The following is a 15,607-nucleotide window of genomic DNA, read 5'->3' on the forward strand; positions in this document are numbered from 1 at the left end:
ACCATTAGGGGCTGCCGAACGAATGCCTGAATGGGTTCCGGCAGTTCGCTTGAAGGAGAGAATGACATGGCAAAAGTAATCGGTATCGACCTCGGAACAACCAATTCCTGCGTCTCCGTCATGGACGGAAAGGACGCGAAAGTCATCGAGAACGCCGAAGGCGCACGTACCACGCCGTCGATGGTGGCCTTTACGGACGATGGCGAACGCCTGACCGGCCAGCCTGCCAAGCGCCAGGCCGTCACCAACCCGGAAAACACCCTTTTCGCCGTCAAGCGCCTCATCGGCCGCCGCTATGACGACAAGCTCGTCGAGAAGGACAAGGGGCTCGTTCCCTACAAGATCGTCAAGGGCGACAATGGCGACGCGTGGGTCGAAGCCCAGGGCAAGGGATACTCCCCGTCGCAGATCTCCGCGATGATCCTGCAGAAGATGAAGGAAACCGCCGAATCCTATCTCGGCGAGAAGGTCACCCAGGCCGTCATCACGGTTCCCGCCTACTTCAACGACGCCCAGCGCCAGGCCACCAAGGACGCAGGCAAGATCGCCGGCCTCGAAGTGTTGCGCATCATCAACGAGCCGACGGCCGCTGCTCTTGCCTACGGCCTCGACAAGAAGGACGGCAAGACCATCGCCGTCTACGACCTCGGCGGCGGCACGTTCGACATCTCGGTGCTGGAAATCGGCGACGGCGTTTTCGAAGTGAAGTCGACGAACGGCGACACCTTCCTCGGCGGCGAAGACTTCGACATGCGTCTCGTCGAATATCTCGCAGCCGAGTTCAAGAAGGATCAGGGCATCGATCTGAAGAACGACAAGCTGGCCCTGCAGCGTCTCAAGGAAGCTGCCGAGAAGGCGAAGATCGAGCTGTCCTCCTCGCAGCAGACCGAAATCAACCTGCCGTTCATCACGGCGGATGCCTCCGGTCCGAAGCACCTGACGATGAAGCTGTCGCGCGCCAAGTTCGAGAGCCTGGTCGACGACCTCATCCAGCGCACCGTCGCGCCGTGCAAGGCCGCCCTCAAGGATGCCGGCGTCACGGCGGCCGAGATCGACGAAGTCGTTCTCGTCGGCGGCATGAGCCGCATGCCGAAGGTGCAGGAGACCGTCAAGCAGCTGTTCGGCAAGGAGCCGCACAAGGGCGTGAACCCCGATGAAGTGGTCGCCATGGGTGCTGCCATCCAGGCAGGCGTCCTGCAGGGCGACGTCAAGGACGTCCTCCTCCTCGACGTGACCCCGCTCTCCCTCGGCATTGAAACGCTGGGTGGCGTCTTCACCCGTCTGATCGAGCGCAACACGACGATCCCGACGAAGAAGTCGCAGACCTTCTCGACCGCCGAAGACAACCAGTCGGCCGTGACGATCCGTGTGTCGCAGGGCGAGCGTGAAATGGCTGCGGACAACAAGCTGCTCGGCCAGTTCGACCTCGTCGGCATTCCGCCGGCACCGCGCGGCATGCCGCAGATCGAGGTCACCTTCGACATCGACGCCAACGGCATCGTGCAGGTTTCGGCCAAGGACAAGGGCACCGGCAAGGAGCACCAGATCCGCATCCAGGCCTCCGGCGGCCTCTCCGACGCCGACATCGAGAAGATGGTCAAGGATGCCGAGGCCAATGCCGAAAGCGACAAGAAGCGCCGCGAGGGCGTCGAGGCGAAGAACCAGGCCGAAAGCCTGATTCACTCGTCCGAGAAGTCGCTCAAGGAATATGGCGACAAGGTCACGGAAGCCGACCGCAAGGCCATCGAGGATGCGATCGCGGCGCTCAAGACCGCCGTCGAAGCGTCCGAACCGGACGCCGAGGACATCAAGGCCAAGACCAACACGCTGATGGAGGTCTCCATGAAGCTCGGTCAGGCGATCTACGAGGCCCAGCAGGCCGAAGAGAACGCGTCTTCCGGTGAAGCCGGCGACAATGTCGTCGACGCGGACTATGAAGAAGTCAAGGACGAGGACGACCGTAAGAAGTCGGCCTGAGGCTCCTGAAATGCCGGCAGCAGACCGCTGCCGGCCCACGGACAGCGAAAAGGCGGAAGTCAGCGCGAAGGGAACAAGGCCAGATGATCACTCCCGTTCTCAGCGGCGACGTCATGGCCTTTCCTTCGCCCCGGCTTCCGCCTTTTTGCATGCGCGGTCCGAAGCACCTCCAGCAAGAGCGTGACGCGGCTTTGCGTCCGGAACTGTGGAACAAGGGCGCCGTGCGGGCTGCCGGCAAGCCAGATCACCCTTAACGAACAACCGGTCCATGAAACGGACGTGAACCCGAATGGCAAAAGCTGACTATTACGAGACGCTGGGTGTCTCCAAGACCGCCGACGAGAAGGAGCTGAAGAGCGCCTTCCGCAAGATGGCGATGAAATATCACCCCGACAAGAATCCGGGCGATGCGGCTGCCGAACAGAAGTTCAAGGATGTCAACGAGGCCTACGAGACGCTGAAGGACCCGCAGAAGCGGGCCGCCTACGACCGTTACGGCCATGCGGCCTTCGAGCATGGCGGGATGGGCGGCGGCGGTGCCGGCGGGTTCCAGGGCGGCGGCTTCTCCGACATCTTCGAGGACATCTTCGGCGAGATGATGGGGGGTGGGCGCCAGCGGCGCTCCTCCGGCGGCCGCGAGCGCGGCGCCGACCTTCGGTACAATATGGAGATTTCGCTGGAGGAGGCCTTCGCCGGCAAAACGGCGCAGATCCGGGTTCCGACGTCGATCACCTGTGACGTCTGCTCCGGTTCCGGTGCCAAGCCCGGCACCAGCCCCAAGACCTGCGCCACCTGTCAGGGCTCGGGCCGCGTGCGCGCCGCACAGGGTTTCTTCTCGATCGAGCGCACCTGCCCGACCTGCCACGGCCGCGGCCAGACGATCGCCGACCCCTGCACCAAGTGCCACGGACACGGCCGCGTTACCGAGGAGCGCTCGCTCTCCGTCAACATCCCGGCCGGCATCGAGGACGGAACCCGCATCCGGCTCGCCGGCGAAGGCGAAGCGGGCGTGCGCGGCGGGCCGTCGGGCGACCTCTACATCTTCCTGTCGGTCAAGCCGCACGAGATATTCCAGCGCGACGGAGCCGATCTCTATTGCAGCGTGCCGATCTCCATGACGACGGCGGCGCTCGGCGGCACCTTCGACGTCTCGACGCTCGACGGCACCAAGTCTCGCGTCACGGTGCCGGAGGGCACCCAGGCCGGCAAGCAGTTCCGCCTCAAGGGCAAGGGCATGCCGGTGCTGCGCTCGAACCAGGTCGGCGATCTCTATATCCAGATCCAGATCGAGACGCCGCAGAAGCTGACCAAACGCCAGCGCGAGCTTCTGAAAGAATTCGAGGAAATTTCCTCCAAGGAGAACAATCCGGAATCGACGGGCTTCTTCGCCCGGATGAAGGAATTCTTCGAAGGCTGAGTCGCGGCGAGAGCCGATCCGTCTCCACGAGCGGCGGCCGAAAGGCCGCCGCTGCTGTTTTGTCGGGCTTTGCCGGCGGACTCCGGACGGCTGACGGAAGATCCCTCAGGACGCGTGAGCCGCCAGCGGTCGAAGCGCGTTTCGGTGCGCGCGGATACGGCTCAGCCGAGCCGCAGGAGCGACAGGCGCCCGTCCGGCCCCTCCTCCGGGAGGAGATCGCGATAGCCGGCGATTTTCGGATGCAACGTTTCGAACGGATGCGCATGGGTCGCTGTCACGACGGCGACACGGGCGCCCGCACCTTCGCCGGCAAGGACGCCGGCCGCCACATCCTCGAAGACCAGGCAGTCGTTCGCCGCGACCCCGAGCCGGCGCGCGCCGAGCAGATAACCGTCCGGGGCAGGCTTGCCGATCGTCACGTCCTCGGCGGTCACCATCACCTGCGGCCGGATGATGCCGGCCGCGCCGAGGCGCGCCTCGGCGAGCCGGATCGGCGACGAGGTGACGATCGCCCAGCGGTCGGCCGGGAGCCTGTTCAGGAAGTCGACGGCGCCCTCGATCGGCACCACGCCGTCGACATCCTCGATCTCCAATCGTTCGATCTCTCTCGCTTCGGTTTCCGGATCGACACCGGGAAGCGCAAGCTGGCGGATCGTGTCGATGCCGCGCTTGCCGTGCATGGTCGGCAGGAAGGCCTCGACGTCAAGGCCGTGCCGGCGCGCCCAGCCGCTCCAGACCCGCTCCGCAGAGGCGATGGAGTTGAGGATCGTGCCGTCCATGTCGAAGAGGAAGGCGGCGAAGGGTTTGTCGAAAAGAGGAATGCGTGGCGCGTGCAACGAGCTGGCCTTTCCGTCGGAGGGGAGGATCGACCCTCGACCGGGTCGAGACGGCTAGACATAGGCCCTGCGGCGCCCGGACGCAACGCGGCAGTCCGGAGGACCGCCTGCAGCGGCAGCGTCATCCCGGCCGGCCGACGCTTCTTCCCCTCGCGGAACTCTTTCTAACGGGCGGAAATGGATTATTGTGGACCAGGTTCAATCGAACGGCCTGCCCTGGACATCGCCGTCAGCGGAAGCGCGGCGATGTCGAAGGCGGGCAATACGACCGAGGTAAGTTCGCGATGAAACGTGTGATCCGGGCGCTGCTGGTCCTGTCGCCTGTCCTGTGCGCTCTCCCGGCGGCAACTCAGGATGCATCGGGCCAGGAGGCCCTCCCGGCCGTCGTTCACGGTTCGACCACCATGAGCGAGGCGATGGCGGGCAGCAAGGTCTTCAGCTGGAAGGCATTCCGCAATTCCGCGGCAAAGAAGGAGGAGCTTCGCAAGACGGCCGGTGTGCCCGAAGGCGGCTCCAGACGGGATCGCTAGCCGCAGCACCGCTTGCCGGCAATGCGGCGCGGCGCTCAGAACCTGTCGGATACCTGGATCCCGGCCGGGCCTAGGATGACGGCGATCAGCACCGGCAGGAAGAACAGGATCATCGGCACGGTGAGCTTCGGCGGCAGCGCAGCAGCTTTTTTCTCCGCCTCGTTCATGCGTGTGTCGCGGCTTTCCTGGGCGAGCACGCGCAACGCCTGGGCAATCGGCGTACCGTATCGCTCGGCCTGGATCAGCGCCTGGGTGACGGACTTCACGGTGTCGAGCCCCGTGCGGCTGCCGAGGTTCTCGTAGGCGACGCGGCGTTCCTGCAGGAAGGAGAGCTCCGCCGTCGTCAGCACGAGCTCTTCCGCAAGCTCCGGCGAGGCCATGCCGATCTCGTCCGCCACGCGCTTGAAGGCGACTTCGATGGAAATGCCCGATTCCACGCAGATGAGCATCAGGTCGAGTGCATCCGGCCAGGCGCGCTTGATTGAAAACTGGCGTTTGGAGGCGCGGTTCGAGACGTAGATGTTCGGCGCGTAGAAGCCGAGATAGCCGACGCAGACCGTGGCCAGCACGCGGATCATGAACGGCTTGTCGCCGAGGTAGCCGAGATAGAAGATGTAGAAGGCGCCGACCGCGAGGAACAGGAAGGGCAGCATGAAGCGTGCGAAGAGGAAGATATTGAGCGCGTTCTGCGAGCGGAAGCCGGCGGCCCGCAGCTTGCGCATCGTGGCCGCGTCGACCAGTGCCTCGCGCAGGTTCAGCCGGTCCACGATCTGCCGCACGGAGGCATTGTTCTGGCCGCGGAGCGAAGCCTTGCTGGCGGCCGCCTCGGCATTGAGGCGCGCCCGTTCGCGGGCCCGGATCTGCTCGCGCTCCAGGGCGACCGCCTTCATCCGCTTGCCGAGGTCGCCGCGTTCGAAGAGCGGCACGGCAAGTGTGTAGAAGGTGGCGAGCACCGCGATCGCCACGAAGATCGGCAGCAGAACATCCGGGTTGATCAGGGTCGTTGCGAGGTCCTTCATGTTCCGCTCTCCCCTAGATGTCGAAGTTGATCATCTGGCGCATGACGAAGATGCCGATCGACATCCAGACGAATGAGAGGCCGATGATGAGGTTGCCGCGCGGATCGGTGAACAGCAGCATGATGTATTGGGGCGACGTCAGATAGACGAGGAAGGTCACGACGAAGGGCAGCGAGCCGATGATCGCCGCCGAGGCCTTGGCCTCCATCGACAGCGCGTTGATCTTGGCGCGCATCTTGCGCCGTTCGCGCAGCACTCGCGACAGGTTGCCGAGCGCCTCGGACAGGTTGCCGCCCGCCTGCGCCTGGATCTGGATGACGATCGCGAAGAAATTCACTTCCTGCAGCGGGATGTAGTTGAACATGCGGACGCAGGCTTCCGGCACGCTGAGGCCCATCTGCTGCGATTCGACGACGCGCCGGAATTCGCCGCGCACCGGCTCCTGCGATTCCGCCGCGATAAGGCGCAGCGCATCCGTCAGCGGCAGGCCGGACTTGATGGAGCGCACCATGACGTCGAGCGCGTTTGGGAACTCCTCGAGGAACTTGTTCTGCCGCCGCTTCACGAGGAAGCCGAGAACCCAGCGCGGCACGCCGACGCCGCCGATGAACAGGATGCCGAGGCAGACGACGAGGGGTGCGCCGGCCAGCAGGCCGACGAGGGTCGCAAAGGCGCCGAACAGGGCGCCGAAGAGGTGGAACTGGAAGACGGAGATCGACAGCCCGGCCTGCGACAGGCGCGCCTTGATGCTGGGCGACGCCTTCTTGTGCTGCTCCTGCTGCTTCTTCTCGAGGTCCTTGAGCGAATCCTGGACGGACTTGCGGCGTTTCGAGAGCTCCTGCATGCGGTCCCGCGCCGCCTTGACCTTGCCCTGATCCGTCTCGGCCGCCTTGACCCGGTTGACCCGGCTTTCGGCGCGCTTTTCCGTCTCGATGCGGGAGAACATCAAGGCATAGCCGAGCGCTCCCGCCGCGACGGCGGCCAGGGCGACGATTGCGAGGATGATGGGGTCCATTCCGAACATAGGTGCCCGCAGCCGTTACGGCTTCTCCATTGTGTCGAGCGTTGCCGCCAGACGCTTGTCTTCGTTGAAGTAGCGGGCGCGATCCCAGAAGTGCGGCTTGCCGATGCCGGTGCCCCGGTGGCGGCCGACGATCCGGCCGTTCGCGTCCTCACCCTCGATCTCGAAGCGCATCAGGTCCTGGGTGACGATGACGTCGCCTTCCATGCCGACCACTTCGGTGATGTGGGTGATGCGGCGCGAGCCGTCGCGCAGACGCGAGGCCTGGATGATGACGTCGATCGACCCGGCGATGATCTCGCGCACGGTCTTGGCCGGCAGCGTGTAACCGCCCATGGCGATCATCGATTCCATGCGGCTCAGGCATTCGCGCGGCGTATTGGCGTGGATCGTGCCCATCGACCCGTCGTGGCCGGTGTTCATCGCCTGCAGGAGGTCGAAAACCTCCGGCCCGCGCACTTCGCCGACGATGATGCGTTCAGGCCGCATGCGCAGGCAGTTCTTGATGAGATCGCGCATGGTGACCTCGCCCTCGCCCTCGATGTTCGGCGGGCGGGTTTCGAGGCGCACCACATGCGGCTGCTGCAGCTGGAGCTCGGCCGAGTCCTCGCAGGTGATGACGCGCTCGTCGGTGTCGATGTAGCGGGTCAGGCAGTTGAGCAGCGTCGTCTTGCCCGAGCCGGTACCGCCGGAGATGACCAGGTTGCAGCGCACGCGGCCGATGATCTGCAGCAGCGTCGCGCCCTCCTGCGTGATCGAGCCGAAGCGGACAAGCTGGTCGAGCGTCAGCTTGTCCTTCTTGAACTTGCGAATGGTGAGCGCGGTGCCGTCGATCGCGAGCGGCGGCGCGATGACGTTGACGCGCGAGCCGTCCGGCAGGCGCGCGTCGCAGATCGGGCTCGATTCGTCGACGCGGCGGCCGACCTGGCTGACGATGCGCTGGCAGATGGAAAGCAGCTGGCTGTTGTCGCGGAAGCGGATTTCCGATTCCTGCACCTTGCCGCCCACTTCGATATAGGTCTTGCCGGCACCGTTGACCATGATGTCGGCGATGTCGTCGCGCGCCAGCAGCGGTTCCAGCGGTCCGTAGCCCAGCACGTCGTTGCAGATGTCGTCGAGCAGTTCCTCCTGCTCGGAGATCGACATCGCGAAGTTCTTGATCGTGATGATGTCGTTGACGATGTCGCGGATTTCCTCGCGGGCGCTCTCGGTATCGAGCTTGGCGAGCTGCGACAGGTCGATCGTGTCGATGAGCGCCGAGAAAACCTGGCTCTTCGTGTCGTAATAGTCCTCGTTCCGCGGCTGCCGCTTGCGCGGCGCCGAACCGGCCGGGGGGGCGGCGGCGACCGGGACCGAGACGGGTGCCGGGGCCGCCGGCTCGGGCACGGAGTGCGCGACGGAAGCGGGGCGCTCCATCACGGCCGAAGCGGGCTGGGCGGACGGCATCGGCGCACCCGGCGCCGTGCCGCCTTTTCCAAATCCCTCGTTTCCGCGTTTGCCGAACATCGTATCTATCCAGTCTGTGTCACTGTCGGGTCTTGCTTTGGACTACTTGCGGCCCAGCAGGCCCAACACCTTGCCAAGCCCGCCCTTCTTCGCCTTCTTGATTGTCGCGCGGCCGGTGATGACATGCGCCACCTGCGAGAAGGTCTCGGCCATCGGCGACTTGCGATCCATCTCGGTGATCATCCGGCCGCTGTTCGCCGCCATGCCGAAAAGCTGCGCATCGAAGGGGACGATCGCGATCGGTCGCACGTCCAGCGGCTCGCAGAAATCGTCGATGCCGATCTCGGGCCGCTTCGGGACACCCACCTGGTTCAGGATGAGATGCGGCGCCTTGTCGTTCGGCCGAAGCTTCTTCAGGACGTCGAACATGTTCTTCGCATTGCGCAGATTGGCGAGGTCCGGGACGGCGGTTATGACGACCTCGTCCGCCTCTGCGAGCACCGAACGCGTCCATTCCGACCAGGAATGCGGCACGTCGAGCACGGTGACCGGGGCGTTGCGCTGCAGCACCTCGACGATCGGCTGGAAAGCGGTGCGTTCGAAATCGAAGGCCCGGTCGAGCATCGACGGGGCGGCGAGCATGGACAGATGATCCGAGCACTTGGTGAGCAACCGGTCGAGGAAGACCTCGTCGAGACGCTCCGGTGCGAACACGGCCTCCGCGATGCCCTGCGGCGGATCCTGATCGAAGTTGATGTTGGCCGTGCCGTAGGGCAGGTCGAGGTCGGCGAGGATCGTTTCGGTCGAGAACAGGTTGGAGATGTCCCAGGCGCAGTTGTGCGCGATGGTCGAGGATCCGACGCCGCCCTTCGCGCCGATGAAGGCGATCGACCGGCCGAGCGGTTCGGCCTCGGGATCGATGAAGATGGCGGCCACGGCCTCGAGGACGTCGCCCATGCCGACCGGACCGACCATATACTCCGAGATACCGCTGCGGATCAGGTCCCGATAGAGCGCGATGTCGTTGTAGCGACCGACGAGGATCACCTTGGTGCTGGGATCGCAGACCTCGGCGAGCGGCGCGAGTTCCTCCATCAGCGAACGCGGCTCGGTTGCCGTCTCGAGGATGATCAGGTTCGGCGTCGGCACGCTGGAGAACATATTCGCCGCGGCAGCGATGCTGCCGCTGTTGATGCGCAGGCTGGCCTTCGCCATGCGGCGGTCGGTGGCGCAGCGTTCCATCGTGCGCAGCATGGCCTCGCTCTCGCAGAAGGCGTGAATCGAAATGCGCGGCAGCGGCCGGACATGGTCGATGTCGCGGCTCGGCTCTTCCATCCGCTCGGAGGCGTCGGCGCTGGCGATGGCATAGTCGACCGTGCTCATGGGCGGTTCCCGAATCGGTGAGAGGAAAGATCGAACATCACATGTCCTCAAGCTCGGTATAGGCCTCGCGGTAGCGCTCGATCGCGATGCCGCGCTGGGTGGCGTCCGCGGGGGTCATGCGGCGCGGCCCGAGGAGATCGTTGGGGTCGGCGATCTGCGCCGCGAGATTGCTCTGCATGGCGCAGCCGAAATTGTAGTAGTTCTTGTTCTCGTAAGTGTTAACGACGAGGTCCTCCGGCCATTGGCCGCAGGTGGTCGTTTTGGCGACGATCGCGAAATAGCTGAGCCGAATCGGGGCAGCCTCGTTGTAGTCCGGCGCCTGGTAGCTCTGCACGACGATCTTCTTCGCCGGCACGCCGAGACGCGTCAGCAGTTTGCGGATATCGCGCGTCGCGGCGATCGTCGCCGTCGAGTTGCGGGCGCCGGCAGGCGTGAGAATGCGGAAGGCGCCCGACGAATCGGAGTCGTAGCTCTGTGCGAAGCCGGCGATCACCTCGCCCTGGCCGCGCGTGAGCTCGGTCGCGGCGGTGGCGATCGGGATGTCCAGCGTCTTCTCCTGCTCGCCGACGACGATCGGATGACGGGTGCGGTAGTCGTCCGGCAGCGCGCCGGTCGTCGTCGCGTCGCGGCTTGCACAGCCGGAGGCGATGGCGATGAGCGCGGCAAGGGCCGCGGCGGCGGCGAGGCGGTTGCGCGACGGGCCGGCTCCGGCCCTTTCGTTCGAGGCGCGGCGAGTATCGAGTTCCATGGTGGGGGTCCGTCCGTTCGTCATGTCGCGCCCGCTCATTTGTAGATGAATCCGACGCTGCCCTCGTATTGATGGGCAGGCAGTGTGTCGCGCAGTCCGTAGATCTTGTTGACGCGGCCGAGGAACACGCTTTCGACGTCGCCGGCCGGGCTGAAATTGTCGTCCGGCCGCGACAGCGCATTGCGATTGACCGGCTTCACGAGATAGGGCGTCGCGATGATGACGAGCTCCGTCTCGTTGCGTTCGATCGACTTTTCCCGGAAGAGCGCGCCGAACAGCGGCAGCTTCGAGGCGATCGGCGTACCGGACATGTTCTGCTGCACCTCGTCGCGGATAAGGCCCGCAAGGGCGATCGATCCGCCGGACGGCAGTTCGACGACCGTTTCCGCGTCACGTCGGCGGAACTCCGTCCCTGACGACGAGGCGACAGGCTCCGACACTTTCGTCTGGATGCGCAGGCTGATCCGGCCGGACGAGAGGACCGTCGGCGTAAAGCCGAGCGAGATGCCGTAGGAATAGGTCGTGGTCGTCACGCCGCCGTTGCCGTCGGACGCCGTAAAGAGCCGCTCGCCGCCCGAATTGAAGGTGGCGGCCTGGCCGGAAACCGCCGTCAGCGTCGGTTCGGCGAGCGTGCGGATCGCATTGGCCTGTTCGAGCGCATTGATCGCCGACTCGATGCCGAGCTTGCCGATATTGGCGCTGAGATTGCCCGTCAGGCCGCTTGAGGCGGTGTTGACCGTCAGCACGTCGAGGCTGGAGCCGGAGCCATCCGCGATGCGGCTGAAGGTGTTGTCGAAACCGAGTTGCTTCAGGACCTCGCGGCGGATTTCCGCCACCGTGACCTTCAGCGTCACCTGGTCCTCGCCTTCGATCGTCAGCATGTTGACGACCTGCGATTCCTGACGCTGCTCGCCGAAGATGGCGGCGTCACCGTTGCTGCCCTGTGCCGTGACGGTCCGGGTCGTTGCCTCGCCGCCCGTGAGGAAGATCTGCGCGAGCCGCGAGGCCTGCACCGAATCCTGCGGCGTGCGCACCGTGCCGCTCAGCACGATGTTGTCGGACAGGATCTCGACCTGGATGTTGGAGTCCGGAATGAAGCGGCGGAGATAGGTTTCGAGGCCCTGGATGTCGCGCTCGACCTGCAGGTCGATGCTGACGATTTCCTCGCCATTCGGTCCGAAGATGAAGATGTTCGTCTGCCCGATATCCTTGCCGAAGAGGTAGATGCGGCGCGACGTGCGGGTCACCGCATCGGCTTTGGCCGGGTCGGCGACGAGAATGTCGTGCGCGTCGGTCGGGAGGTCGACGACGAGCGCCTTGTTGAGGCCGAGCTTCAGCGACTTGCGGGCGCCAGGTCCGGCGTCGCTGATCCTGACGATCGCCGCCGACTGGGCGAACGCGTCCGCAGAACCCGCCTGGCCCGGGAAAAGCGCCCCGGGCATGCCCGAGAAGGTCATGCAGAATGTGATGCTGCCGGCGATGGAAGCCCGAAGCTTTCTACCCAATCCAAGCACGTTCAACCCCCGTCACTTCTGCGTTTCGGCGCTCTCGCCGGTCACGATTTCGCCTGTCTTGATTACCTGGATCGACGGTCGCCCCGATCCGCCGCTGAGCAGGTAGTCGGCGGCGTCGGTATCCACCTCCTGCGCGTCGGCGACGCTTCGCAGAGCAAGCGACAGGCGGTCGGCCATCTGCTGCGCCACCGCCATGACCTTGGTCTGGTCAGGCGTCAGCTCGAGCGTCGCCGTGGTGCCGACGACGGCCTTGGAGCCGTCTTCCTTTTCCTGGATCTGCTGGTCGATCGCGAGCACGCGTACGTTGTTCAGGATCTTCTCGGTCAGGAAATTGCCTTCGGTGCCGCGCCGCACCATGATCACGTCGACCCGGTCGTTCGGCAGGATGAAGCCGCCGGCGCCGGTCGAGACCGAAATCTCGGTGGCGACGGCCCTCTTTCCGGCGGGAAGCAGCGACGACATGATGCGGCTGTTCGCGTCGGCGATCTTCTCAGGACGGATAGGCTCGCCGTTGAAGATCGGCATGCGGACCACCGAACCGGTCAATTCGTCGATTGCCTCGGGTCGGGCAGTCTGGGTGATGAGCCCTTCGACAACGCTCCCCTCCGGCCAGGCGCCCCACTGCAGCGCCTCGTTGTTCAGCCGCGACCCGACAGGCAGGCTTTCCTTCGCCACCAGGACGTTGACGGTGGGCTCGCGCTCGACGACCGTCGCGGCCTGGGTGACCTTCACCCGGTTGCCGCGGGCAAGCTGTAGGGCCAGGAAGCCTGCGACGCCCGCGGACAGAACGGCCACTGCCAGGATAATGATACGCGCCGGTTTCATGGGTTTTCCCTAGGAATGCGAACATCTGTTCCCAAACCATTGCCGGCAATTGGTGTAATTATGGTTAATAAGAGCTGTAGTCGTATGGTTAACGAACCGTTCCCGGCGCTGCGTGCGGCAGGACCGCGTCAGGCGCCGCGATCCGTTCGCGGCCTGCGGAGACCGAGCATGGGATCGAAAGGCGGCCTGGAATGGCGCGCGTGGTCAGAATGCGGCGAAGGCAAGCTGCATGAGGGGGGAGGCGGGATAGGCCATGAAGGCCGCAGCGCCGATGGCGATCCCGTAGGGAACCTTCTTGGCCGCGAGGATATGCGCCGGAAGCGGCAGGCCGGAGGCGAGGATGGCATCGCCCTTGGCACGCATCACGAGGAGCAGCAGCGTCAGGATGCCGCCGCAATAGGTGACATAGATGAGGTAGGCGAAAAGCGACGGATCAAGCCCGAACCAGACGGAACTCGCCGTCAGCAGCTTGGCGTCGCCGCCGCCCATGACGTTGATGGCGAAAAGCGCGAAACAGACGGCAAAGACCATGGCGCCGGCGGCAAGATGCTGAGCGATGTCAGGAAGGCCGAGGCCGGCGAAGGGTGCAACAACGAGGAAGGTCGCGAGCAGGATGACCGACACCCGGTTCGGGATGGTCATCGTGAAGAAGTCGGAGAAGGCGGCGACCGCAAGGCAGAGCGGGAAGACGACAAAAATTGCGGCTTCGGTCATTGGGCTCACCTGGCCTTCGCTGTTGTCCACCGGCCGGAAAGCCGGAAGCGGCGAAGGAGCCACCGCGAGCGATGGCTCCTGCTCTAATCCCGGATCAGCGCGTTAGCTGTTCTCGGCGACGTTCAGATAGGTCGAGAGGTTCTGGAACTGGTTGTTCAGGGCGCCGCCGAGCGCATTGGCGCCGGTGATGAGCGCAACGGCGATGAGAGCGGCGATGAGGCCGTATTCGATCGCGGTCGCGCCGGATTCGTCCTTCACAAGACGAGCGAAAATCTTCTTCATTGGAATTCTCCTAAGTCCACGTGTTGGTTCAGCACTTCCGCCAACTGTTTCCGTTGTTCGGATGAGAGCAACCTATCGGGCGTCGATTGCCATCGGCTTAAGGAACGCGGTTACCGCGGCATTAACCAGAACACCCGAGACTTGTGGTTAACGATTGGCAAAGCCGGGAAAGCCCCGCAAAAACGGTCGATTGCGGGGGCGGGCGGCCCCGGCCATGCACGCGCGCCATCGCTCCGAAATGCGACGGTCCGGGCGGTGCCTTGCTTCCGCCATGGTTTCCCGGGGCGGGCTTAACCGTTCATTCACCAATCGATGGCACCGTTGCCGCGAGCCATTTGCAGGATCGTTCCGATGAAAAGCGCCCATTTCCCTCCTCCTGATCGCTGGCGCGCGTCGGCCACGGCATTGCTTCTCGCCCAGGTCGCGCTCGGCTCCGTCGCGCATGCCGAAGAACCGATGATGCGGGTCTATATGGATCATGCGCGTGTCCTGAAGCTCGATCGTCCGGTCTCCAAGGTCATCATCGGCAATGCAGAGGTCGCCGACGCAACCGTGGCGGATGCGCAGACCATCGTGATCACGGGGCGGAATTTCGGGACCACCAATCTCGTTCTGCTCGATATCGACGGCAATGCCATCGTCGACGAACGCATCCTGGTTTCCATCGACGAAGGCAATACCGTTCGCGTCTACCGTCAGACGGAACGGACCGTGCTGTCCTGCACACCCAACTGCGAACAGCACGCCGATACGGCCGGCGAGGACTGAGCCTGCGCGGGCGCCGTGTGAAAACGAGAACTCCGTCGATTTGAACCGGACGTGAAAACGGAAAATAAAGGCTCTCGTCCTAGGGTTCGGCTCTGGCATGACGAACAGGATGTCGCGATGGCGGATCTGCACGCGGAGCGGACGATGAAAGGAAGCGGTCTGGCGCGGCGCTTCGCGCGACGGCGCGACGGCGCGACGGCGATCGAATTCGCGATCCTTGCCTTGCCTTTCTTCATGATCATCTTCGCGTCGATCGAGACCTTCATCGCCTTCGCCGGAGAACAGCTTCTCGCCAACGCCACGGACGTCATGGCGCGCAAGATCCGTACGGGCGAAATCACCTACAACCAGGGCAAGTCGACCGACATGACGGAGGCGGAGTTCCGGACCGCCTTCTGCGAAGAAATATCGGTCTTCATGACCTGCTCCGACACGGAGGTTGAGACTCCGTCGAAGCTCTTCCTCGACGTCCGCAGCTTTGCCTCCATCGAGGACATTCCGGAGACTGTCGTCCCGCGCGAGGGCGACGAGACCTACGGCGAACTCGATACCAGCACGTTCGGCTTCGCGCCGGGTGGCAAGCAGACCGTCAACATCGTGCGCGCCTATTACAACTGGACGATCATGACGGATCTGATCCGGCCGTATCTCTCGAACGTCCGTCCCGCGGGAGCGTCCTCCGATTCGTTCAGCTACCTGATGGTCGCTGCCGCCGTCATCCAGAACGAGAACTATCCATGATCCGCGAGCGCGCCGAAGACACCCGGCCCGGAAGGGGCATTCTGGTCCGGCTGCGGACCCTTCTCCGGCGCCGCGACGGTGTCGGAGCCGTCGAGTTCGCCATCGTCGTGCCGATGCTCATCATGGTCTATATCGGCGCCTTCGAGATTTCCGTGGCCATGACCGTCTACCGGAAAATCAGCCGTGCCTCGAGCTCGATCTCCGACCTGATCACCCAGAAATCCTCCGTCGATACCGACTATCTCGACGGCATGGAGAACGTCGCCCGGACGATCATCGCGCCCTTCACGGTCGGCACCCTGTCGCTGAAGATAACCGGCATCGTCGTGTCGAGCTCCGGCACCGCGACCGTTGCCTGGTCGCGCGACCAGGCCGGTGCCACGCCC

The 15,607-nt window shown here is 64.5% G+C and carries 16 protein-coding genes; 6 read left to right on the top strand and 10 right to left on the bottom strand.

Going from position 1 to position 15,607, the window contains the following annotated elements:
- The first annotated feature begins 66 nt into the window (after window positions 1-66).
- Window positions 67-1,977, top strand: a complete 1,911-nt coding sequence (gene dnaK / locus LXM94_RS22980; protein WP_235773805.1) for a molecular chaperone DnaK — start codon at window positions 67-69, stop codon at window positions 1,975-1,977.
- 289 nt (window positions 1,978-2,266) lie between these two features.
- On the top strand, window positions 2,267-3,394 hold the full coding sequence (gene dnaJ, locus LXM94_RS22985) for a molecular chaperone DnaJ (RefSeq protein ID WP_235773806.1): 1,128 nt from the start codon (window positions 2,267-2,269) through the stop codon (window positions 3,392-3,394).
- 161 nt (window positions 3,395-3,555) lie between these two features.
- On the opposite strand, the gene LXM94_RS22990 is transcribed toward dnaJ, so the two are convergent.
- On the bottom strand, window positions 3,556-4,230 hold the full coding sequence (locus tag LXM94_RS22990; protein ID WP_408015688.1) for an HAD family hydrolase: 675 nt from the start codon (window positions 4,228-4,230) through the stop codon (window positions 3,556-3,558).
- Window positions 4,231-4,514: 284 nt separating this feature from the next.
- Here LXM94_RS22990 and LXM94_RS22995 point away from each other — a divergent pair, with 284 nt between their 5' ends.
- Window positions 4,515-4,760 (top strand): hypothetical protein, encoded by a 246-nt coding sequence (locus LXM94_RS22995; RefSeq protein WP_235773807.1) that lies wholly within the window; start codon window positions 4,515-4,517, stop codon window positions 4,758-4,760.
- 35 nt (window positions 4,761-4,795) lie between these two features.
- Here the strand turns inward: LXM94_RS22995 and LXM94_RS23000 are convergent, their stop codons facing one another.
- The 9 genes from LXM94_RS23000 to LXM94_RS23040 all read right to left on the bottom strand — a co-directional run bounded on the left by LXM94_RS23000 (window position 4,796) and on the right by LXM94_RS23040 (window position 13,712).
- Entirely contained in the window at window positions 4,796-5,779 is a 984-nt protein-coding gene (locus LXM94_RS23000) for a type II secretion system F family protein (RefSeq protein ID WP_235773808.1), read from the bottom strand.
- 13 nt (window positions 5,780-5,792) lie between these two features.
- Window positions 5,793-6,803, bottom strand: a complete 1,011-nt coding sequence (locus tag LXM94_RS23005) for a type II secretion system F family protein (RefSeq protein WP_235773809.1) — start codon at window positions 6,801-6,803, stop codon at window positions 5,793-5,795.
- Window positions 6,804-6,818: 15 nt separating this feature from the next.
- Entirely contained in the window at window positions 6,819-8,306 is a 1,488-nt protein-coding gene (locus LXM94_RS23010) for a CpaF family protein (protein WP_235773810.1), read from the bottom strand.
- Window positions 8,307-8,348: 42 nt separating this feature from the next.
- A complete protein-coding gene (locus LXM94_RS23015; protein ID WP_235773811.1) occupies window positions 8,349-9,629 on the bottom strand; it encodes an AAA family ATPase in 1,281 nt (426 codons plus the stop codon).
- A 37-nt stretch (window positions 9,630-9,666) separates the two neighbouring features.
- Window positions 9,667-10,377 carry a CpaD family pilus assembly protein gene (locus LXM94_RS23020; protein WP_235773812.1) on the bottom strand — a complete coding sequence of 237 codons (711 nt, stop codon included), beginning with the start codon at window positions 10,375-10,377 and terminating at the stop codon, window positions 9,667-9,669.
- A 35-nt stretch (window positions 10,378-10,412) separates the two neighbouring features.
- On the bottom strand, window positions 10,413-11,834 hold the full coding sequence (locus LXM94_RS23025) for a type II and III secretion system protein family protein (RefSeq protein ID WP_235773819.1): 1,422 nt from the start codon (window positions 11,832-11,834) through the stop codon (window positions 10,413-10,415).
- A gap of 69 nt (window positions 11,835-11,903) precedes the next feature.
- Entirely contained in the window at window positions 11,904-12,716 is an 813-nt protein-coding gene (gene cpaB / locus LXM94_RS23030) for a Flp pilus assembly protein CpaB (protein ID WP_235773813.1), read from the bottom strand.
- 204 nt (window positions 12,717-12,920) lie between these two features.
- Window positions 12,921-13,430 carry an A24 family peptidase gene (locus LXM94_RS23035; RefSeq protein WP_235773814.1) on the bottom strand — a complete coding sequence of 170 codons (510 nt, stop codon included), beginning with the start codon at window positions 13,428-13,430 and terminating at the stop codon, window positions 12,921-12,923.
- A 102-nt stretch (window positions 13,431-13,532) separates the two neighbouring features.
- Window positions 13,533-13,712: a Flp family type IVb pilin gene (locus LXM94_RS23040; RefSeq protein WP_235773815.1), complete on the bottom strand. Its 180-nt coding sequence runs from the start codon at window positions 13,710-13,712 to the stop codon at window positions 13,533-13,535.
- 351 nt (window positions 13,713-14,063) lie between these two features.
- Between LXM94_RS23040 and LXM94_RS23045 the strand changes: the two genes are divergently transcribed.
- The 3 genes from LXM94_RS23045 to LXM94_RS23055 all read left to right on the top strand — a co-directional run.
- The gene (locus tag LXM94_RS23045) at window positions 14,064-14,480 is read left to right on the top strand and encodes a pilus assembly protein N-terminal domain-containing protein (protein ID WP_408015689.1); all 417 of its coding nucleotides are present in this window, start codon (window positions 14,064-14,066) and stop codon (window positions 14,478-14,480) included.
- A 117-nt stretch (window positions 14,481-14,597) separates the two neighbouring features.
- On the top strand, window positions 14,598-15,221 hold the full coding sequence (locus LXM94_RS23050; RefSeq protein WP_235773816.1) for a TadE/TadG family type IV pilus assembly protein: 624 nt from the start codon (window positions 14,598-14,600) through the stop codon (window positions 15,219-15,221).
- A partial coding sequence (locus LXM94_RS23055) for a TadE/TadG family type IV pilus assembly protein (protein WP_235773817.1) occupies window positions 15,218-15,607 on the top strand: 390 nt, incomplete at its 3' end. The genes LXM94_RS23050 and LXM94_RS23055, both read left to right, overlap by 4 nt.

It is taken from the genome of Rhizobium alarense, assembly GCF_021555155.1.
GTDB classification, from domain to species: domain Bacteria; phylum Pseudomonadota; class Alphaproteobacteria; order Rhizobiales; family Rhizobiaceae; genus Rhizobium_D; species Rhizobium_D alarense.

Coding starts and splice junctions, on each gene's coding strand:
- LXM94_RS23050 (WP_235773816.1), top strand. CDS start 14,598: ATGGCGGATCTGCACGCGGAGCGGACGATGAAAGGAAGCGGTCTGGCG.
- LXM94_RS23015 (WP_235773811.1), bottom strand. CDS start 9,629: ATGAGCACGGTCGACTATGCCATCGCCAGCGCCGACGCCTCCGAGCGG.
- LXM94_RS23020 (WP_235773812.1), bottom strand. CDS start 10,377: ATGGAACTCGATACTCGCCGCGCCTCGAACGAAAGGGCCGGAGCCGGC.
- LXM94_RS23005 (WP_235773809.1), bottom strand. CDS start 6,803: ATGTTCGGAATGGACCCCATCATCCTCGCAATCGTCGCCCTGGCCGCC.
- cpaB (WP_235773813.1), bottom strand. CDS start 12,716: ATGAAACCGGCGCGTATCATTATCCTGGCAGTGGCCGTTCTGTCCGCG.
- LXM94_RS23010 (WP_235773810.1), bottom strand. CDS start 8,306: ATGTTCGGCAAACGCGGAAACGAGGGATTTGGAAAAGGCGGCACGGCG.
- LXM94_RS23000 (WP_235773808.1), bottom strand. CDS start 5,779: ATGAAGGACCTCGCAACGACCCTGATCAACCCGGATGTTCTGCTGCCG.
- dnaK (WP_235773805.1), top strand. CDS start 67: ATGGCAAAAGTAATCGGTATCGACCTCGGAACAACCAATTCCTGCGTC.
- LXM94_RS23040 (WP_235773815.1), bottom strand. CDS start 13,712: ATGAAGAAGATTTTCGCTCGTCTTGTGAAGGACGAATCCGGCGCGACC.
- LXM94_RS23045 (WP_408015689.1), top strand. CDS start 14,064: ATGAAAAGCGCCCATTTCCCTCCTCCTGATCGCTGGCGCGCGTCGGCC.
- LXM94_RS23035 (WP_235773814.1), bottom strand. CDS start 13,430: ATGACCGAAGCCGCAATTTTTGTCGTCTTCCCGCTCTGCCTTGCGGTC.
- dnaJ (WP_235773806.1), top strand. CDS start 2,267: ATGGCAAAAGCTGACTATTACGAGACGCTGGGTGTCTCCAAGACCGCC.
- LXM94_RS23025 (WP_235773819.1), bottom strand. CDS start 11,834: ATGACCTTCTCGGGCATGCCCGGGGCGCTTTTCCCGGGCCAGGCGGGT.
- LXM94_RS22995 (WP_235773807.1), top strand. CDS start 4,515: ATGAAACGTGTGATCCGGGCGCTGCTGGTCCTGTCGCCTGTCCTGTGC.